Below are 20,904 nucleotides of genomic sequence, written 5' to 3'. Positions count from 1 at the left end.
GCAGAACCGACATCGGTTTCTTGGAGGAGGAGTTGCATGAGGTTCGAAGGCAATACGAGGACCTGGATGGTTCGAATCGTGGTGCTGCTGGCGATGCTCGCCGCAGCGAGTTCGCTCGCATACGCGCAGAGCGGCACGACGACATCGGTCAACGGCACCGTCGTTGACGCATCGGGCGCCGCCGTGCCTGGCGCCGACGTCACCGTCAAGAACAACGCCACGGGCACCGTCTACACGACGGTCACTACCGCCAACGGCACCTTCTCGGTACCTGGCGTCAGCCCGGGCATCTATAGCGTGACCGTCGCGCTCATGGGCTTCAAGACCCACGTTGTGCCCGAGGTTCCCGTGAACGCCGGCACTCCCGCTTCGGTCCGCACCATTCTCGAAGTCGGCAAAATCGAAGAGACCGTGGTTGTCACCGGCGGCGCCGAGATCGTCCAGACGGTCAACTCGGCTGTTTCCACCACACTCAACGTCAGGCAGATCACCAACCTGCCGCTCAACAGCCGCGACCTGTCCAACTTCGTCGGCACGATGCCGGGCGTCGATGTGGCCAGCTCGGTGCGCAACTCCAACGTCAACGGGTTGCCGCAGGGCCAGATCAACATGACGATCGACGGCGTCAACGTCCAGGACAACACGCTCAAGCTGACCGACGGCTTCTTCGCACTGGTCAGCCCGCGACTCGACGCCATGGAAGAAATGACCTTCTCGAGCGCTGGCGCCGCGGCAGACTCCTCGGGTCAGGGCGCGGTCCAGATGCGATTTACCACTCGATCGGGCGGTAACAAGTTCATCGGCAGTACCTACTTCTACTACCGCAACGATGCGCTCGACCAGAACACGTACTTCAACATTCGCGACGGGGTCACGAAGACTCCCCTCACGCTGTATCAGCCGGGCGGACGACTGGGCGGCCCGATCCTGCGCAATAAATTGTTCTTTTTTGTCAACTACGAAGAGTACCGCTCGCCGGGCGCGGTCGATCTTTCGAGGACGATGCTCAATCCCCGCATGTTGCAGGGCTTTCTCCAGTTGGGCACCGCTGCCAATCCGACCGAATACAACGTCTGGACGGAAGCCGCGAGGATGGGCCTACCCTACACGGCCGATCCGACCATGACCAAGCTGCTGGCCGACATGAACGCCTCGACCACGTGCCCGACCTGCAAGATCGTCTTGCCCACCGGGTCGATGGACCCCCAGTATCAGACCATCAAGTTCCAGCAGGACTCTACGGTGCTCAATCGTTTCCCGACCATTCGGTTGGATTACAACCTGACGCAGAACCATCGTCTGTCGCTGATTACCAACTCGTCGACTAACAGCAGCTTCCCCGACACGACCAACCACTACGAGCAACAGTACCCCGGGTTCCCGCTCACCATGGGCCAGAGCTCGACGCGCTACCAGTACTCCGCTTCGTTGCGTTCGGTGTTTGGCAAGTCGCTCGTCAACGAAGCGCGCTACGGCGGCAGCGGCGGCAACGTCCTGTTCTTCGATACCTACACGAAGGACATGCTCACCGGCCCGATTGCCAATACAAACGGCTTTACCGTCAGCATCCCCACCAACGCCGCCAACCCCGGCGCCATCCCGACCAAGCAGGCGCGCAACGCCCCGGTCCGGAGTTTTGACGACACCGTCACCTGGATCAAGGGCAAGCACTCTGTGTCGTTTGGAGGCACCTGGACCCAGATCGACTATTGGGGATGGATGCAGACCCTGGCCCCGGCCATCTCGATTAACTCCGTTCCGGGAGACGGATTTAATGGTGTGTTTGGCACCACCACGTTGAACAGCACCGACGCCGCGAAAGCGCAGACCCTGTATGCCTTGCTCATCGGCGAAGTCAGTGCCATCAACGGCAACGTTCGACTCGACGAAAACACCAACGCGTATTCGTATCTTGGAAAAGGGTATTCTCGCGCGCAGTTGAGACAGTTGGACCTGTTCGCGCAGGACTCGTGGCGCGTCAAGCCGAACCTGACGGTCAACGCCGGCGTGCGATACGCGCTGGAATTCCCGATGAGCGCCCTGAACAACAGTTACACGACCGCTACGATGGCGGACATCTGGGGCATCACCGGCGTCGCGCCGGGCTTTGTTGCCAGCTCGGTCGGGGCCGGGCCCAATCTGGGCTATCTCTTCCAGCCGGGCGTGCTGAACGGCGTTGCCGGCTCCACGCCGGGTTCGTCGCGAGTGTGCGTGACCGCTTCACCCTGCTACCAGGAGTTGAAGAAGGGTCAGGAGATGTTCAAGACCCAGTACGCGAACATCGCGCCGAGCATCGGCTTCAACTGGACGCCGAGCGCGTCCAAGGGCTTCCTGCGCCGGCTTCTGGGTGAGAGCGGCGATTCGTCGATTAGCGGCGGGTACTCCGTCGCGTTCGAGCGACCTGGCGTGAGCGCCTTCACCGGCGTGGTCGGCTCCAATCCCGGTGTGTCGACGACGACAAACCGCAACTACAGCAACGGGAACCTGACCGACCCGAACGGCGTGCCAGGCCAGACGCTCAGCGGAATGCCGGTGTTGTTCTCCCAGACGTCTCGCCTGGGCCCGCCGACCAACCCCCTCGTGATTCCCGCTGCGCGCGTGTATCCCATCAACGCGTTGATCTCGAATTCGGTCAACATCTTCGATCCGAATCTCAAGATCCCGTACGCCCAGACCTACACGGTCGGCTACCAGCGCGCGGTCAGCAAGACCACATCGGTGTCGGTGCGCTATATCGGCACACGCAGCAAGGAAGGATGGACCGCGTACAACTATAACGAGCGGGACATCATCGACAACGGCTTCCTCAATGAGTTCAAGCTGGCGCAGGCGAACCTGCAGTACAACATCGCCAACGGCAAGGGCAACACGTTCAAGTACACGGGTCCTGGCACCTCGCCGCTGCCGATCTACTTGGCGTTCTTCCAGGGGTTGCCTGCGGCGAATGCGACAGACACCACCAAGTACACGTCGTCGAACTTCTCGAGTTCGAACTACTACAACTACCTCGCGCTCACCAACCCCAACCCCTTCACCGCGGCAGGCACGGGGAGCTACGGGCTCGGGAACACGACGATGAAGGCCAACGGTATTGCTGCGGGACTGCCTCGCAACTTCTGGGTGGTCAATCCTGACGTGGGTTCGGCCAACGTCACCGGCAACGGCGGGTACACGAAGTACAACGCGATGCAACTCGAACTCCGGCGCCGCATGTCCTCGGGGCTGCAGGTGAACGTGAGCTACGCGTTCGGCCGATCGTGGGGATCGAGCCGTTACTCGTTTCGCGTGGATCGCCTTCCGACCCGACAGACGGGGAGCTCCGGTGGGATTGAGCACGCGGTCAAGGCTAACTGGATCTACGAGCTGCCGTTCGGTCGCGGCAAGCGGTTCCTCAGCAATGCCAGCCCGCTGGTCAACGCCGTCCTCGGCGGTTGGCAGTGGCAGGGCCTCGGCTCTATCCAGAGCGGTCGGCTCATCGACTTCGGCAACGTCCGCCTGGTCGGCATGACCGCGAAGGACCTGCAGAGCATGTACAAGTACCGGGTGGACGCGGCCGGGAAGGTGTGGATGCTGCCCCAGGACGTGATCGACAACACGGTCCTGGCCTTCAGCTACAGCGCGACGGATCCAACCGGCTACTCCAAGGGCGTGCCGACTGGCCGGTACATCGCGCCGGCACAGAGCGCAACCTGTATCGAATCGATTTCGACGACGTACGGAACCTGCGGCACGCGCAGCCTCGTGATCACGTCGCCTCTGTACTGGAACGTCGACATGAGCTTGGCGAAGCAGTTCCCGATCAGAGGCCGCGTGGTCTTTGACTTCCGCGCTGAGGTATTCAACGCGTTCAACACGGACATCTTTGCCCCAGTACAGGGGCAGGGGGTCAACAACACGTCGTCCAACTTCGAGGTCACCGGCACGCAGCTGTCGGGCCGCCGCGTGCAGTTGGCGTTCAGAGTCAGCTGGTAGTCGGACGACTCGAGAGTTAGAAGATGGGTAAGGCCGGGTTTGCCGTTGGCTGAACACTGACGACTGAACAGGCGAAGTTCACGGGCGGTGGAGCGTCTTGGGGCGCTTCACCGCCCGACGTGTTTCAACCCTTCGGGCGTGTGCCCAGACACGCCGCTAGCGGTTCATGGCTCCCAGAAACTCCGCATTCGTGCGGGTCTTGGACATCTTCCCGAGCAGCAACTCCATCGCGTCCACGGCCGAGAGCGGATCGAGCACCTTGCGGAGGACCCAGACCTTGCTGAGGATATCCTTCTCAATCAGCAGTTCTTCCTTGCGCGTGCCGCTCTTGCGGATGTCAATGGCCGGGAACACGCGGCGGTCTGACAGCTGCCGGTCGAGCAGAATCTCGAGGTTGCCCGTGCCCTTGAATTCCTCGAAGATCACATCGTCCATTCGTGAGCCCGTGTCGATGAGTGCGGTGGCAACGATGGTCAGCGAGCCGCCGCCCTCGATCTTGCGCGCCGCGCCGAAGAACCGTTTGGGCTTCTGCAGGGCGTTGCTGTCGACGCCGCCAGACAGGATTCGGCCGGACGCCGGCACTACGGTGTTGTACGCCCGCGCGAGCCGCGTGATCGAGTCGAGCAGGATGACGACGTCACGGCCGGTCTCCACGAGGCGCTTGGCCTTCTCGATGACCATTTCCGCCACCTGGACGTGGCGCTGCGGCGGCTCGTCGAACGTTGACGACACCACCTCGCCCCGGACCGAGCGCTGCATGTCGGTGACTTCTTCGGGCCGCTCGTCGATCAGCAGCACGATCAGGAACACTTCCGGATGATTGGCCATGATGCTGCCGGCCAGCGCCTGCAGCAGCATGGTCTTGCCCGTGCGGGGCGGGGCCACGATCAGCGCGCGCTGGCCCTTGCCAATTGGCGCCATCAGGTCGATAACCCGCGTGCACATCTCCTCGGGATTGTGTTCGAGATTGAACTTCGCTTCGGGGTAGAGCGGGGTCAGGTTCTCGAAGAAGACCTTCTCCTTCTTGCGCTCCGGGGAATCGAAGTTGACCGCGTCCACCTTGACGAGGGCAAAGTAGCGTTCCCCTTCGCGCGGCGGCCGAATCTGGCCCGACACGGTATCGCCGGTCTGCAGTTCGAATCGCCGGATCTGGGAAGGCGACACATACACATCATCAGGGCCAGGCAGGTAGTTGTAGTCAGGCCCCCGGAGGAATCCGTAGCCGTCAGGCAACGTCTCGAGGACGCCTTCGGAGAACATCAGGCCATTGCGCTCGCTCCGCGCTCTGAGGATCTGGAAGATCAGATCCTGCTTGCGCATGCCAGTCGCACCCGGCAGATCGAGTTGCTTGGCGACGCCGGTCAGCGCCGCGATGTTCATGGCCTTCAGTGAGGCGAGGTCGATCTTCTCGACGTCTACGGCTTGCGAAGTGTCCACTGATCCAGTTGTTGCGCTATCCATGTCCACAGCTCATCGATGCCCTCGCCACCTGGCGCTGAAACCATCAGCGCGCTTGTTCCAAACGCCCGCGTCAGTGCGTGCGTTGTCCGCTGCCGCTCGGCGCGCGACAGCTTGTCGGCCTTCGTGGCGACCAGGCGCAGTGGGCATCCCTGCGCGCCGAACCACCTGAAGGCTTCAGCATCCGAGTCCAGGCCCGGGTGACGGGCGTCGACGAGCAGGATCACCCCGGCGATCGCCGGCCGGATCCAGGCGCCCTGGACATCCCCGAAGAAGTACTCCCGGGCGAGCGTGTCAAACGTCTGTCCGTCTCGCGCCCCGCGCGCGTAGCCGTAGCCCGGCAGGTCCACCAGGTGGAACGCCGGGCCGCGCGAGGGCTGCAACCGGTAGTAGTTGGCCAGCCGGGTCTTCCCCGGGGCCGCGCTGGTCCTGGCCAGCGTTCGGCCAGCCAGCACGTTGATCAGCGTCGACTTGCCGACGTTGGATCGACCCGCGATCGCCAGTTCCGCAAGGCTCGTCTGCAGCAGATCGCCGGCGCTTGCGGCGCTGGTCACGAACTCCGCCGCCGTGATTCTCAATATGGCCATGCACCCGTGGTGACGTTCTGGCGAATCGGTTGAATCTTCGCCAGCCGTCAGCGCCTGATCCGGTCTTGAGCGCCGACGCCCTTTGGCAACGGGCCTTGGACTGCGCTCAGGAAGCTCCGAGCACTGTCGAGAGGCTCAGGGCGAAGGCGACTAATGCGTCACCCGCTCATCTCCGGCCGAAGGCCCAATCTTCACGGGCTCGATCTCGGAGGCGGGCAGCGGACGGCCGGGCACGGGACCGGCCAGCGCAATCCGCAATACGTCGTCCATGGTGTCGACGAGGTAGACACTCAGGATGTCCAGCACGTCTTTGGGAATATCCGCCAGGTCCTTCTCGTTGTCCTTCGGCAGAATAATCGTGAAAATCCCGGCGCGATGAGCCGCGAGCACCTTTTCCTTGACGCCCCCGATGGGCAGCACCTTGCCCCGCAGCGTGATCTCGCCGGTCATTGCAACGTCACGCCTCACGGGCACCCTGGTCAGGATCGACACGAGCGAGGTCGCCATTGTGATGCCGGCCGACGGCCCGTCCTTCGGGATCGCACCCTCCGGGACGTGGATGTGCACGTCGCTGCGCCGGTGGAAATCCTTGTCGATGCCGAACTCCTCCGCCTTCGACCGCACGTAGCTCAGCGCCGCCTGCGCCGATTCCTGCATCACGTCGCCCAGCTTGCCGGTGAGCGTCAGGCGGCCGCGCCCGGACATGAGCGTCGCCTCCGTGACGAGGATCTCGCCGCCGACTTCGGTCCACGCCAAACCGGTCGCGAGGCCGATTTCGTTCTTCTCCTCGGCCATCGTCGGCCGGAACCTTGGCACGCCGAGGAACTGGGTGACCTTCTCCGGCGAAATCTCTTCGATGTACGCTTTGCCCTCGACGACGACGCGCCGGGCGACCTTGCGGCAGATGGATTGGATCTCGCGTTCCAGGCTGCGGACGCCCGCCTCCCGCGTGTAGCGCTGGATCACCGTCTTGAGGGCATCGTCGGTGAAGGTGACGTTGGCCGGCAGCAGGCCGGTGCCCTCAAGCGTCTTTGGCACGAGGAACCGCTTGGCGATCTCGGTCTTTTCCTGTTCGGTGTACCCGGGCAGGTGCAGCGTCTCCATCCGGTCGCGCAGCGCCTGGGGCACCGTGTGCAGCACGTTGGCGGTGCAGATGAACATCACGTTCGACAGGTCGTACTCCACGTCGAGGTAGTGATCGAGGAACGTGTGGTTCTGCTCCGGATCGAGCACTTCCAGCAGGGCGGCCGACGGATCGCCGCGGAAGTCCATCGACATCTTATCGACTTCGTCGAGCAGGAAGACCGGGTTCTGCGTGCCGGCCTTCTTCATCATCTGGATGATCTGGCCAGGGAACGCGCCGATGTACGTGCGGCGATGGCCGCGAATCTCCGCCTCGTCTCGGACCCCGCCAAGCGACAACCGGACGAACTGCCGGTTCATCGAGCGCGCCACAGACTTGGCCAGCGACGTCTTGCCGACGCCGGGAGGGCCGGCCAGCGTCAGGATGGTGGCCTTGGGCTTCTTGACCAGCGCGCGAACGGCCAGGAACTCGAGGATGCGCTCCTTGATCTTGTCGAGCCCGTAATGGTCCTGGTTCAGGATCTGTTCCGACCGCTTCAGATCGCGGCTCTCCTTCGACTTCTTGTGCCACGGCACCGCGACGAGCCAGTCGAGATAGTTGCGCGAGACGGTCGCCTCGGCCGACATCGGCGGCATCGATTCCAGGCGCTTCAGTTCCTGGATCGCCTTCTCCTCGACGTCCTTCGGCATCCGCGACTTCTCGATCTTCTTCTTGAGCTCGTCGACCTCGTTGCCTTTTTCGTCCTTGCGGCCCAGTTCCTTCTGGATCGCCTTCATCTTCTCGTTGAGGTAGTACTCCTTCTGCGCCTTCTCCATCTGCTTCTTGACCCGCGTCTGGATTCGGCGGTCGACCTGGAGCTTGTCCACCTCGGTTTCGAGGATGGCGGCGATCCGGTTGAGCCGTTCGAGCGGCGAGATCATCTCGAGCAGGTTCTGCTTTTCGTCGACGCCGACGGCCAGGTGCGCCGCAATCGTATCCGACAGGCGGCCCGGGTCATCGACGCGCACCGCCGCGATCATCGCATCGTACTGGAGCGTGTTCGACAGCTTGACGTACTGCTCGAACAGCGACACCACGCGGGTCATCGCGCCTTCCACGTCGCCGGCCGCATCGCGGTGGCGCGGCAGGACCTTGACGACGACGCGGTAGAAGCCCTTGTCTTCCTTCCACTCGATGGCACGGCCGCGGTCGGCGCCCTCAACCAGCAGTTTCACGTTGCCGTCGGGCAGCTTGAGGCTCTGCACCACGTTGGCCACACAGCCCATCGTGAAGATGTCCTGGGGCTGCGGGTCGTCCACCTGGGCGTCGTGCTGCGCCGCCAGGAACACCCGCTTGTCCTTCTCGAGCGCGTGCTCCAGCGCCTTGATGGACGCCGGCCGGCCGATCACGAATGGCACCATCATGTGCGGGAAGACCACAAGGTCCCGCAATGGCACGATGGGGAGCGTTTCATAGATTTCCACTATCCCGCCTTTTCCATGAGCATCATCGGCTGAGCCTTCTGCTCGACCACTTCCCGGCTGATGACGCACTCGCGCACCTTCTTCTGGCCCGGAAGGCTGTACATCAGGTCCAGCATCAAGTCCTCGATGATCATCCGCAGGCCGCGGGCGCCCATCTTGCGCCGGATCGCGCCCTCGGCGATCGCCTCCAGGGCGTCTTCGGTGAAGCGCAGCTTGGCGTTCTCGTACTCGAACAGCTTCTGGTACTGCTTGGTGATGGCGTTTCTGGGCTGCGTCAGGATCTGGACCAGCGCCGCCTTGTCCAGCTCGTGCAGCGTCCCGACCACCGGAAGCCGGCCGACAAATTCCGGGATCAACCCGTACTTGATGAGATCTTCCGGCTCGATGCGCTCGAGCGTCCCGCCCAGATCGCGCCCGCCGTGCGGTTTGACGTCGGCCCTGAAGCCGAGGGTCTTCTTGCCGATGCGCCGCTCGATTACCTTCTCGAGGCCCACGAACGCCCCGCCGCAGATAAACAGCACATTGGTCGTGTCGACCTGGTAGAACTCCTGGTGCGGGTGCTTGCGGCCGCCTTGCGGGGGCACGTTCGCCACCGTGCCCTCGAGGATCTTCAGCAGCGCCTGCTGCACGCCTTCGCCCGACACGTCGCGCGTGATCGACGGATTCTCGTCCTTGCGCGAAATCTTGTCGATCTCGTCGATGTAGATGATGCCCTGCTGGCACTTCTCGATGTCGCCGCCGGCCGCCTGCAGCAGCTTGAGGATGATGTTCTCCACATCCTCCCCGACGTAGCCGGCTTCGGTCAGCGTCGTCGCGTCCACGATGGCAAACGGCACCGACAGCATCTTGGCCAGCGTCTGCGCCATCAGCGTCTTGCCCGTGCCGGTGGGGCCGATGAGCAGGATGTTCGACTTGGAGAGCTCGATGTCGTGCTTGGTGCGCGCGACTTTCTGGATCTCGATGCGCTTGTAGTGGTTGTAGACGGCGACCGCCAGCTTCTTCTTCGTGCGTTCCTGGCCGATGACGTAGTCGTCGAGGAACTTCTTGATCTCCGGGGGAGTCGGCAGCGTGGTCCGCGGAGCGCCCTTGTGCTCGTAGCGGTTGTCATCCGCGATGATGTCGTTGCAGACTTCCACGCACTCGTCGCAGATATACACCGTCGGCCCCGCAATCAGCTTGCGGACGTCGTTCTGATCCTTGTTGCAGAACGAGCAGCGGAGCACTTCGGATTCGCCGTTCTTCTTGACCATGCCGGCCTCAGGTGCGCTTTCGGATCACGTCGTCAATGATACCGTATTCCTTCGCCTGCTCCGCCCGCAGGATGTAGTCGCGCTCCGTGTCCTGCTGGATGCGCTCCATCGGCTGCCCGGTGTGGTGCACCAGAATCGAGTTCAGGTTCTCCCGCATGCGCAGCAGTTCCCGCGCGGCGATGTCGATGTCGGTCGCCTCGATGTCGGTCGCCTGCCCGGCCAGCCCCTGCATCAGCGGCTGGTGAATCACGATGCGCGAGTTCGGGAGCGAGAATCGCTTGCCCTTCGCCCCGCCCGCCAGCAGCACCGACGCCATCGACGCCGCCTGCCCGAGGCAGTACGTCTGGACGTCGGGACGGATGAACTGCATCGTGTCATAGATCGCCAGGCCAGCCGTGATCGAGCCGCCAGGACTGTTGATGTAGAGCAGGATGTCCTTCTCGGGATCCTCCGCCTCCAGAAACAGCATCTGGGCGATCGTCAGGTTCGCGATCTGGTCGTCGATCGGCGTCCCGATGAAGATGATGTTGTCCTTCAGCAGCCGCGAGAAGATGTCGTAGGCCCGCTCGCCGCGGTTCGTCTGCTCGACGACCATGGGCACCAGCTGCATGCGCTCATCTCCAGAAGTGCGATTCATCGTCAATCCCCGCTAGGGCCCAGGGCCTTCGGCACCCGGGCATCGAAGGACTACACCGTCGTGATGCTGGCGTTGGCCAGCAGGAATTCAACCGTCTTCTCGCGCCGCAGCCCGCCCCGCAGGCGCCCGAGCCCGCCGTCTTTCTCCAGATGCGCGCGCACCGCCGCCGCCGAGCGGCCGCTGCTGTCCGCGTAGCGCTGCACTTCCTGATCGAGGTCCTCGTCGCTGACCGCGACCGTCTCGCGCCGGGCGACCTCGTCGAGCGCGATCGTCGCCTTGACCGCATCGATCGCGGACTCGCGCTGGCCGTTCCGGAATTCCTGCCAGTCAATCCCGGTCTTGTTCGGATCGATCTTCTGGTCCACCAGCCGCCGGACGAATTCTTCGAGCCGCCGATCCAGCTCCTGATCGACCAGCGCGACCGGCACGTCGAACGGCACCCGCTTGGCCAGATCGCCGAGCAGGTCGCTGCGCACCTCCCGGTCTGAGTCGTGGTCGGCTTCATGCTGCAGGTCGTGGCGCACACGTTCACGCAAGTCCGCCAGCGTCTCGAAGCTTCCCAGGTCCTTCGCGAAGTCGTCGTCGAGCGCCGGCACGACGCGCTCCTTGATGCTCTTGAGCGCGACCGTGTACTCGACCTCCGTGCCCGCCAGTTCCTTCGCGGCGTGGTCGGCGGGGAAGTGAATCACGAACGTCTTCTGGGCGCCGACCTCGAGCCCCGTCAACTCGTCGTCAAACCCCGGGGGGTTGGCCGGTGCGCCGATCTCGATCGTGACGTTGTCGTGCTTCTCCCGGCCGGGCTTGCCCGACGCGCCCGCCGGCACCTGGCGAGCGAGGTCGACGCTGGCCCAGTCGTGCAACGCGAGCGCCCGGCCTTCAATCGGCTCAAACCGCGCCGCACGCTGACGCAGACGCTCCAGCGCCTCATCGATGGCTCCCTCTTCAACGACCGCCGCCTTCTTCCGCAACCCAATGCCGCGGTACTCGCCCGGGTCGAACGACGGCACCGTTTCGAACGTCGCCGTGAAGCTCAGCGGCTGCCCCGCGTTGACGACCACATCAGTGACCTCGGGCACCGCCACCGGTTCCAGATCGCGTTCGCGCAGCGCCTGATCGATTGCGCCAGGTACCAGTTCGTGGGCCACCTCGCGCAGGATGTCATCCTTGAACCGCTGCCACACGATGCTTGTGGGCACCTTGCCCGGGCGGAACCCCGGAATCTTCGCGCGGCGGCCCAGCGCGGCGGTGACCCGCGCGATTTCGGCGTCCACAACGTCACTCGGGAGTTCAATGGCAAGACGCTTCAGCGTCTGGGTCACCTCGACAAACTCGGTCTTCATCTTCTATGTATCGGTGTCGGACATGGACAGATTAGGCGGCCGGCCGGGCCGCAACGGGGCGATGACGCTGGAACGGGCCTGGTGCGAAAGGGGGGATTCGAACCCCCACAGCCTTTCGGCTACTGGATCCTAAGTCCAGTGCGTCTGCCAGTTCCGCCACTTTCGCTAGAACGGCTGCGCGTTCCGGGTGGAACGTCCAATATCTCCCTCTCCCGGATCCGGCGCTCATCCAGAGCGTAGCACGCCGTTTTCCGGGGGGTCAAACACAGGATTCCCCGCTACCTCAGCCTCGCGCCAATCGTGATGACGACGTCCCGGGTGGCCCAATCGCTCCGGCGGCTGGCGGCTCCAGCCGAGGCAGCGTCGGCGGCGGGAATGTCGATCTGAAGAATGCGCGCCGACGCGAGGTTCGGATTCGTGGCGCCCTGCCACCTGTCGATGAGCGCGCCGTCGATACGTTCAATCACGAACGGGGCGGACAATCGCACACGATAGCTGCGCCCACGGCGACCTTCCACGCGGAGCGTGTAGATCTTTCCATTGAGCCGCGCATCGATGACGCGCAGGCGCGACGCCTCATCGCCCAGCTGCATCGGCGCTTGAATCGGGACCACCTGAATGCCCGGCAGAACGTTCACCGCATACGTCGTCGGGCCGGTGGCCAGCTGCACCGTCCAGCCGCGGGGGCCTCGGGAGACGTCGGCACTCGAGGCGATGGACTTGCCCCCCTGGCCGCGCGCCGCGATTTCGGCGCCAGGCTCCAGCGTGAAGGACACCTCGAGCGGCAGCGCTCCGCCCTTGGGAACCACCGACACGGCGTATCCCGTCTCGTCACGGATCACCGAAATGTCCGCCGTGATGTCGTGCCAGCGGACATTGCGCAGGCGGAGATAGCCCCAGCCCGGCGGCAGCTGCGGCGCGATCAGAAGCCGTTCGCCGACCGCCTTCCCATCGACCGTCTGCGCCGGCAGCGCATCAAGGCCAACCAGCCCGCGGAGCAGCGTCGAGACCAATCCGGTCGTCGCCGAGAGCTGATGCGGCACCGCGGAGTCCATCGATCGCGCGCGATCGCCAGAGAAGCGTTCGGCCATGTACCCGCGCGACTCGAGAAACGCCAGATCCGCCGTGCCGTCCAGATAGTCCCACGCCGCGTCGGGCCGGCTGTTCGCGTACAGTCCCAGCGCCGCAAACCCTGACAGGAACGGCCACACCGCACCGTTGTTGTCGCTCGAGGCATCGTAGAGCGCGCCGTCGATCGACAGCGTCCGTGCCCCCCAGTCGGCGCCGATCCCGGCGCCAGCCAGTTCGTCGAGCGCGCCCTCGACGGCCGCGCGCCGGTTGTCGAACACCCCGCGCCCCAGTGCGAAGCCGGTCCAGGCGGTCGGTTCGGCCCGGCCCTTGCCGTCCTTCATGTACGCGACGTAGATGCGGCGGCGCTCGTCGTCGAGGAAGCGCAGATTGAGGGACGTCCGAGCCTTGATGGCGGCGTCGCGGGCCTTGGAGACAAACGGATCGCCGGTGATCCCGGCCAGCTCCGCAACCGCATCGGCCGCTTCGGTCCACGCCGCACCGAGAAAGGCATCGGTCAAGATGTCGCGCTGACGAAGCGCCCCCGTTTCCATTGCGGAGGGCCCGGCCTTCGTGTTGTCCATCAGGCCATCGCCGTCCTCGTCGGTCGACACGCAGTAGTCGTACGCCAGCTTGATCGAAGGCCAGAAGATCCTGGCCAGCGCCACATCGCCGCTCGCCCTCACGTAGTCGCGCACCGCCGTGATGTAGAGCGGGGTCGCATCGGCGTGAGCGTAGCCGTACGGGTACTCCTCGAACCACTTCACGTAGCCGCCGCCCTGCGATAGCGCATGCATCATCTTGCCGTCGGCGCGCTGACGTTTGCGGAGGAACTCGAGTGTCTGCTTGACCGTGGAGAAGTCGCCGTAGGCGGTCATCGCCCACGAATTAATGGACGCATCACCGCCGAAGAACCAGCCGGCGCCCGGGCGCTCACCCGTGCCCGAGGGCCCGAGGCCGGCCATCAGGCCGCACCCGAGGCGCGGATTGCAGACGAAGCCCTTGTCGAGGGCAACCTTCCCCCATTCAAACGCGAGATCAAGGCGATCGTCCGGCGTATTGATGCTGGTGAGCTCCTCCCGGATCCTGCGATAGTGCCGCTCGGATTCGGCGTAGAGCGGAGCGGCGTTTGCGAGCAGCTTCTTGTACGTCGCTGTGGCGGCAGCCAACCCGTCGGGGCTGGCGGCAATGACGATCGGCACGAGGCCTTTGGCCGCCGTCTCCGGTGTGATCTCAATGGCGAACTGCGTAGGCGCGCCCGGCAGATTGGGCGTCGGCTGCTCGGACGGATTGACGCCGAACGGCGATCCGATGAGGGCGGCGTGCGTCCCGCTGCCCTCACCGGCGACGTACGCCTTCAGCGCGTTGTCCCAGGCGATGTACTGTCCGTGAAGGGCTGCCGGCCACATTGGTTTCAGATCGACACTGAATGTGACCGCCAGCCTCAGACGCACCGATGTCCGGACGTCCAGCAGCACGAGCGCGCCCTGCTCATTGAGCGGCACAAGCCAGGTCGCATCCACCGTAAACGCCGCGTGCGAATACCGCACGGTCGACGCCTCGGGACGGATGTCTACCGAGTTGGCCAGACTGGCGCCCGCGATCGGGTCCTTGTACGCAGGCACGCCGAACGACAATCCGAAGTCCTGCAGCACCTTGAGCGGGTACACCCACGCTTCGAAGCTGCCATCCTCTCGCCCGAGAAGTGCGGCCTTGCGGCCCGATGCCTCCATGTAGCGGGTGGGACGTGCGACGCCCGAAAGCGAGATAGGGTTGGCCTCTCGGGCGAAACGAGGGATGGTCGCTGGCGTTGCGGCGGCTGCCGGCGGAGCGGTGGGTGGCGGCGTCTGGCTCTGCGCGTCGAGTTCACCCAGGGAGGGCAGGAGCGTGAGGGCCAGGACTGCCAGCAGCAGGGTCTGTCGCGCGCATCGGTGCATCATGTGGCGATCCAGTCGGAAACGGGGCAGCCGGATGAGATTCCAGTCGTCGCATTGTAGCGCCAGATGACGATGAAGTTGATGTTCGGCCCGTCGTCACGGGCCCATCGGACGACTCAGCCTGTTCGCCGTGACCTGGTCGTTACTTTCCGGTTCGGAAGTCGATCAGGAGGGCGGCGCCCCACTGGTTGCGTTTGGACGGATCTTCCAGGTAGCGCCAGGCGACCGCCGTGATGCGCACGTGCGGCAGTCGCAGGTGGGGCGAACCGAACTCGCGGAACCCAATCAGGCCGAGACGCTCGCTGCGGTTGCCCGCTGGGGCGTCGAACACGCGCGTGAAGTTATGGATGATCCCAGCCCCCACCAGGCCGCCTGGCGCGGCCGCCCGCTGGTACATCGCGACGCTGGTCAGCGTCATCATGTAGTCGCCTTCGGCCTTCAGCAGAGTGTCGCGTGTTGGCTCGTAGAACAGGGGCCCCGCCGCGCTCGAAGACCATCGCTCGAACTCTGCGCCGACCCGTGCCACGACCGGTCCCACTTTCAGTTTCACGGCCGGCTCGGCGTAGGCCCGCAGCCCCTTCCCGGACTTGAGGTCGTGGCGCGCGTTTCGGGTCTGCCGGTCATACGGATCGGAGTAGGCGCCAAAGCTCAGCAGCGAACTGAACGCGCCGAAGTAGACCCCCGGCTCGATCCCGGCGCGCACATCAAGGATGGAAAGCGGCGAGTACTCGACCCATCCTCCCAGTCTGGCCGCCGACGGCGTTGTCACGCTGACCAGGCCCGCCGACAAGTGGGCGTCGGCGAGCAGCGGATGGCTGGAACGGGACAGCGGCTTGAGCCACGACACCTCCAGCGTGTTCTGCAGGCCGGGTTCGTTGATCGATCCTGCAAGCTGATCGCGGATGACGCGCTGGACACTGGACGGCTGGGCCTGCTCGTTCGACGAAGGCGCCTGGGCAGCGGCAAGCGCGGGAATCACGACGCAGAAGAGCGCCGCGAAGAAGACGGGATGAAGCGTCTGTCTACTCATGTCGACCTCAGTATTACACCGCCGCCCGGTCCTGCTACATTACCAGGTCCACGATTAGGCCAATTCCCGCGCCGACGCCAGCCCCGATCGCCACGCCATCCTGTCAGAACATGCGAAATCGAGTGCCGGATCGGCTCACGGTCGGACCAAGCGGAGACAGTATACGTATGTATGACCCACCGCGTGCCGGGCTTGACGTCGCCAGCACGGTGTAATACCGTGATGACGTATTGGTAATACCCGGGAGAAGACCGCCGTGACTACCATGTCGTTGAAGGTGCCGGACGTGCTCGAACAGCGGCTCGCCCGTCTGGCGGAGAGTCGGGGCGCGAGCCGATCCGGCCTGATCCGCGAGGCGCTCGAGCGTTTTCTGGACGAGGGATCCGCCCATCCCGACTCGTGCCTGGCGCGTGCCGCTGATCTGATTGGCTCGGTCGAAGGACCCGCCGACTTGTCGCACAACAAGAAGCGCCTGGAGGGGTTTGGGAAGTGACGGCCCGGGTGCTCATCGACACCGGACCTCTGGTGGCCAGCCTGAACCGCCGGGATCGCTTTCACCTGTGGGCGAAGACACGGTTGAGTGAACTCGAGCCGCCCATCTCCACGTGCGAACCGGTACTGGCAGAAGCCTGTTTCTTGTTGCGGGATGCACCCGGAGGCGCTGCCGCGGTCCTGAAGCTGGTTGAGCGCGGTGTGCTGGTGGTGGCCTTTCAGGTGTCACCCCATGCAAAGTCACTCGCCACGCTGATGACGAAGTACGCCAACGTGCCGATGTCGCTGGCTGACGCGTGTTTAGTACGGATGACCGAATTGGACGATAGCAGTGCAGTCGTGACCCTTGACAGCGACTTCCTCGTCTATCGGCGTCACGGCAGACAGGTGATTCCGGTGACGATGCCGCCGGAGCTATCTGCGGCTTGAAAGACGCCCGCGGGCAACCCATCACCCTTCCTTGGCTGGTCTGCGTGCGCCTTACTTCACCAGCAGCGACATCAGAACGAAGTAGACCAGCATCAGCAACGCGCCGAACGGCAGGGCCGCCCTGGCCCATTCTCGCGACTTGATGCCCAGTTTGGCTGACGAGATGATGTTCGGGATGTTGCCGGGGATGAGCATCCCTCCCGAAATCAACAGGCCCATCAGCACAAACGTAATCTGCCGATCTGTCATGGCGGGCGTCACTTCCGCCGCCACCAACGTGGCGTTGTCGAGGATGGCTGAGACCGAATTGGCCCAGAAGAGCGCCCAGGTCGGCATCCTGGCCACGAAGCGCTCAGCCAGCGGCCTGAGGCCGGCACCCAGGAAGATGAGGGCCATCACGAAGGCATACACCCGAAGTGCTCGCATCAGGATGTCTCTGCCCGTCTCGTGGCCGCTTTCTGCCAGGCCCCTCGATCCTGCGACAGCGGCTCCGGCCCCTCGCGCGGCTAAGGCAGCCGCCGCCAACACACCTGGCGCCACCCACAGGCCTATGTGCTGCATCAGGTACCAGAACCCCGCGTCATGGGGCGGGCCCTTGAGTTTGGCCACGACAATGGTGGCAAGCGGTTCGCCTATCGGCGTGAGGGCGGCGCCAAGACCAATGGCGTAGCAGGCGTACACGGTGAGTTGTATTTCGAACTTCCTGTCCAGCTTCAGGAGCGTAACCAGTTCCGCCAGGATCGTCGCCGCCACGATCGCGGTCAGCACGCCGGAACCGAGACCGAGTACGACAACGATGGTGAACACCGCCCCGCTCAGTCCGAACTTCGCGATCAGGAACGCCAGCCAGCCCTTCAGATGTGGGCGCAGTGAGCGAAACAGCCAGCCGACGCCAGCCACCGCGGCGGTGATGGCCAGCGGTTCGACAAGGGCTTCTCGAACCAGGTGCACGCTCCACACGTTGGACAGGCTGACAGCGGTGAGCCCCATCACAAGAAGGAAGGCCTCCAACTCCTGCTCCACGCGCCTGACGGAGAAGGGCAGGATCAGCGTGAGGCCCATCACGACGGCGAGCCCTACGGTCGGAAGGTAGTCGAGCATCGGCGGCGTCGAGAGCCTTCAGGTCCGCGTCACTGCGCCCACCAGTGAGCGAAACCCGCGCTCAGCCACGGGAAGAAGGTCACGAGCAGCACCGCCGCGAGCTGCACCAACATAAACGGCAGCACGGCGCGGATGATCTGGGGCATGGGCTTGTTGAACCGGAACGACGAAAGGAACAGGTTCATCCCGACAGGCGGCGTCAGGTAGCCGAGTTCGAGGTTGATCAGGAAGATCGCGCCCAGGTGGAGCGGATCGATCTGGAAGCGGGCCGCCACGGGCAGGATCAGCGGCACCACCACAAAGATCGCCGAAAAAATGTCCATCAGACATCCGACGATCAGCAGGAAGCCGTTCAAGATCAGCAGGAACACCCACCGTTGTTCGATGCCAGCTGTCACCCAGTCGGCGCCCATCTTCGGAATCTGGGCGTTGATCAGGTAGTTGGTGAACCCCATCGCCACGCAGAGGATCATGAGCACGCCGCCCACGAGAATCGTGGATTCCGTCAGGATCCTCGGCAACTCGCGTCGCACGCTCACGTCCCGATACACGACACACTTGATGAACAGCGTGTAGAGCACCGTGAGCGCCGCGGCTTCGACCGTCGTGGCGAACCCGCCGAACAGGCTGACGAACACGACGACCGGCAGCGCGATCTCCCACTTGGCCGCCCACAGCGACGCGACGATCTCGCGCGGGTCTACTCGCTTCCACGTCGCCCCTTCGACGACGCCCTCGCGGATGCAGTACGCCGCCACCAGACCGACCAGAACCAGGCCCGGCAGGATGCACGCGTAGAACATCTCGTTGACCGGCGTGCGGGCTTGCACACCGTACAGGATGATGGGGAGGCTCGGCGGGAAGAGCAGGCCAATACTGCCTGAGGCGGTGACCGTGCCCAGCGAGAATCGCTCGGAGTAGCGGTCCCTCATCAGCACCGGCAGCAACAGGCTGCCGAGCGCCAGAATCGTGACACCCGATGCCCCGGTAAACGTCGTAAAGAACGCACACACCAGGACGGCGGCGACAGCCGTGCCGCCCGGCAGCCACCCCGCCATGGCGCGGAACACGCGCACCAGTCGCTCCGGCGTCCCACCACTCGCGAGCAGCGTGCCGGCCAGCGTGAAGAGCGGGATGGTTGGCAGCGTGTCCTGGCTCGCGATCTGCAGCGTGGCGGTCGGCACCGACATGATGGCGTCCCGCACGGGCGTAAACGTCCCCGCGTCGGCGTAGAACAGCACCACGGCGAGACCGCCGAGCAGGACGAAGATGGGAGCGCCGAGGATCGTCGCACCAATGACCACGGCGACCAGCGGCCAGCGCCACGCTGCCACCGATGCCTCGGGCACCGAGGCCAGGCTGAACGCGGCGAACACGACCGCGAGGACGATGGCGCGCCTCGTCCAGGCCACGGCTGGGGCATACGCGATCGCCGGTTCGCTCTCAAATTCGTTGTGCGGCGGCCGCAGTCCCGACTGCCACCACAGTCGGATGGCGATGAGGGCAAAGCCGATCGGCATGATCGTGTACATCACCCAGATCGCGACGCCCCCGGACAACACGGTCGTGTCCGGCCGCAGTGTCTCCACGGTGCTGTAGGCCGCCCACGCGAGGACCGCGGCGACAGAACAGCCCACCGCCGATGCGACCAGATCGGCATACGTCCGGACCGTCGCGGGCAGGAACGTGGTTGTGGCCAGCGCGAGGTGGCGCCGGTCGCGGGCCGCGATGATGCCGCCGACGAAGGCGACCCACAAGGTCAGGTGCTGCACCCACGTGATCGAGCCCGACACACCTTGTCCGAAGAAATGGCGGCCGACGATTTCGGCAATCGGCAGGACCGCCATGGCGAGGATGGCGAGAATGCCGACGCCGTTCTCAACACCGTGGAACACGCGCGATACGAGCATAGGGCGCGGCGCCCCGACGGCGGCCGGCGCTGAAGACGGCGTAGTCACAGGTCGCTCCTCTGGTCGCCTACTTCTTCACGGGTTCCAGCGTCTTCGCCGGCTCCAGCTTCTTGGCCGGTTCCGGCTTCTTCTGCGCGCGGTACTCCATGACGAGGCGCTTGACTTCGTCGAACAGGTCGGCGGGGACGATCGTGCCGCGGATCTTCGGATAGAACTTCTCGGCCGTCTGCTGCCATTCCTGCTCTGCCTGCGGCGTCAACTTCTGGATCTGTAACCCCCGCTTCACCATCGCGTCGATGGCCTCGGTCTCGAGCCCGCGGATCTTGGGAGTGAATTTGGTGCCTGTCTCTCGCGCAAGCTTGAGGAGCGTCGGCCTGAGCGACGGGTCGATCTTGTCCCACGCCGCCTTCGTGATGATGGTGGCGCCAACGATCGGCGCGAACTTGATATCCATCATGTTCTTGGCCAGACCGAACCACTGGTTGGCGAGTGCCGCGGTGGCGGGCGCCGGAAACGCCTCGATCATGTTGCGCTGCAGATTCATCAGAATGTCGGTCGCGGCGAGCGGGACGATCTTGAATCCCGCGTCTTTGTACATCTCCTCCGACTCGGAGTTGCCGGCCCACGTGAACAGCTTCAGCTCCTGAAGCGCCTTGAGATTCGGAATGGGCTTCTTCGCGAAGTACTTGACCCATCCCGCGTCACCCCAGTTGAGGACGACGAAGCCCTTGTCGCCAAGCGCCTTCTCCAGGCGCGCATCGATCTTGCCGCGCACGTAGTCGAGCTCGTCGTAGTTCCGGAAGAGGAGCGGAATCCACAGCGCGCTCATCTCCTTGGTGATCGTCTCGAGCCCCACCGAGGTAAACGCGCCCATCTGAAGCTGGCCGATTCGCATCTTGCTGACCATGGCCGGCTCGTCGCCCTGGACGCCGCCGCCGAAGATCGTGAGGCTGATCGTGCCGCCGGAGGCCTTCTTCCAATTGGCGCCGACCTCCTGGATCACGTCGTACCACGGAGTGCCTTCGGGCGCGAGCGTGCCGACCTTGATATTGAGTTGTGTCGGAGCCTGCGCGCCCGCCGGAACGACAATCGCCAGTGCAAGCGTGGCGGCGCAAATGGATAGCAGCAGAGCGGTGCGTCTCATTA

At 64.3% G+C, this 20,904-nt stretch carries 14 protein-coding genes and 1 tRNA gene; 3 read left to right on the top strand and 12 right to left on the bottom strand.

Translation table 11 applies throughout. The annotated features are described in order from the left end of the window. Positions 1–36 precede the first annotated feature (36 nt). The gene (locus tag NTV05_17720) at positions 37–3,972 is read left to right on the top strand and encodes a carboxypeptidase-like regulatory domain-containing protein (protein ID MCX6546234.1); all 3,936 of its coding nucleotides are present in this window, start codon (positions 37–39) and stop codon (positions 3,970–3,972) included. A 156-nt stretch (positions 3,973–4,128) separates the two neighbouring features. Here the strand turns inward: NTV05_17720 and rho are convergent, their stop codons facing one another. The 9 genes from rho to NTV05_17675 all read right to left on the bottom strand — a co-directional run bounded on the left by rho (position 4,129) and on the right by NTV05_17675 (position 15,826). Further along, complete coding sequence (gene rho / locus NTV05_17715) at positions 4,129–5,376, bottom strand: transcription termination factor Rho (GenBank protein MCX6546233.1); 1,248 nt, start codon at positions 5,374–5,376, stop codon at positions 4,129–4,131. Positions 5,377–5,387: 11 nt separating this feature from the next. Further along, positions 5,388–6,017 carry a ribosome biogenesis GTP-binding protein YihA/YsxC gene (yihA, locus tag NTV05_17710; protein ID MCX6546232.1) on the bottom strand — a complete coding sequence of 210 codons (630 nt, stop codon included), beginning with the start codon at positions 6,015–6,017 and terminating at the stop codon, positions 5,388–5,390. A 150-nt stretch (positions 6,018–6,167) separates the two neighbouring features. Then, positions 6,168–8,564 carry an endopeptidase La gene (gene lon, locus NTV05_17705; GenBank protein ID MCX6546231.1) on the bottom strand — a complete coding sequence of 799 codons (2,397 nt, stop codon included), beginning with the start codon at positions 8,562–8,564 and terminating at the stop codon, positions 6,168–6,170. Then, positions 8,564–9,814, bottom strand: a complete 1,251-nt coding sequence (gene clpX, locus NTV05_17700) for an ATP-dependent Clp protease ATP-binding subunit ClpX (GenBank protein ID MCX6546230.1) — start codon at positions 9,812–9,814, stop codon at positions 8,564–8,566. The genes lon and clpX overlap by 1 nt, the downstream gene beginning before the upstream one ends. A 7-nt stretch (positions 9,815–9,821) precedes the next feature. After that, the gene (locus tag NTV05_17695) at positions 9,822–10,451 is read right to left on the bottom strand and encodes an ATP-dependent Clp protease proteolytic subunit (protein ID MCX6546229.1); all 630 of its coding nucleotides are present in this window, start codon (positions 10,449–10,451) and stop codon (positions 9,822–9,824) included. Positions 10,452–10,501: 50 nt separating this feature from the next. Continuing rightward, a complete protein-coding gene (gene tig / locus NTV05_17690) occupies positions 10,502–11,791 on the bottom strand; it encodes a trigger factor (protein MCX6546228.1) in 1,290 nt (429 codons plus the stop codon). A gap of 79 nt (positions 11,792–11,870) precedes the next feature. Further along, a tRNA-Leu gene (locus tag NTV05_17685) sits at positions 11,871–11,957 on the bottom strand. Positions 11,958–12,069: 112 nt separating this feature from the next. Continuing rightward, entirely contained in the window at positions 12,070–14,799 is a 2,730-nt protein-coding gene (locus tag NTV05_17680; protein MCX6546227.1) for a hypothetical protein, read from the bottom strand. A gap of 139 nt (positions 14,800–14,938) precedes the next feature. Continuing rightward, complete coding sequence (locus NTV05_17675; GenBank protein ID MCX6546226.1) at positions 14,939–15,826, bottom strand: hypothetical protein; 888 nt, start codon at positions 15,824–15,826, stop codon at positions 14,939–14,941. A 265-nt stretch (positions 15,827–16,091) separates the two neighbouring features. On the opposite strand from NTV05_17675, the gene NTV05_17670 reads away from it, so the two are divergent. Then, complete coding sequence (locus tag NTV05_17670) at positions 16,092–16,319, top strand: ribbon-helix-helix protein, CopG family (GenBank protein MCX6546225.1); 228 nt, start codon at positions 16,092–16,094, stop codon at positions 16,317–16,319. Beyond that, complete coding sequence (locus NTV05_17665; GenBank protein ID MCX6546224.1) at positions 16,316–16,747, top strand: PIN domain-containing protein; 432 nt, start codon at positions 16,316–16,318, stop codon at positions 16,745–16,747. Before NTV05_17670 ends, NTV05_17665 begins: the two co-directional genes overlap by 4 nt. Positions 16,748–16,798: 51 nt before the next feature. Here the strand turns inward: NTV05_17665 and NTV05_17660 are convergent, their stop codons facing one another. Genes NTV05_17660 through dctP form a run of 3 tightly spaced genes read right to left on the bottom strand, consistent with a single transcriptional unit; the run spans position 16,799 to position 20,902 of the window. Further along, positions 16,799–17,848, bottom strand: coding sequence for a DUF1646 family protein (locus NTV05_17660; protein ID MCX6546223.1), 1,050 nt, complete (start codon positions 17,846–17,848; stop codon positions 16,799–16,801). Positions 17,849–17,877: 29 nt separating this feature from the next. Further along, a complete protein-coding gene (locus NTV05_17655; GenBank protein MCX6546222.1) occupies positions 17,878–19,806 on the bottom strand; it encodes a TRAP transporter large permease subunit in 1,929 nt (642 codons plus the stop codon). A 19-nt stretch (positions 19,807–19,825) separates the two neighbouring features. Next, complete coding sequence (gene dctP, locus NTV05_17650) at positions 19,826–20,902, bottom strand: TRAP transporter substrate-binding protein DctP (protein MCX6546221.1); 1,077 nt, start codon at positions 20,900–20,902, stop codon at positions 19,826–19,828. Positions 20,903–20,904 lie beyond the last annotated feature (2 nt).

The organism is Acidobacteriota bacterium, assembly GCA_026393755.1.
Taxonomy (GTDB): domain Bacteria; phylum Acidobacteriota; class Vicinamibacteria; order Vicinamibacterales; family JAKQTR01; genus JBAXOX01.
The sequence above is the reverse complement of the archived record's forward strand: the minus strand, read 5'-3'. Positions and strand labels throughout refer to the sequence as shown.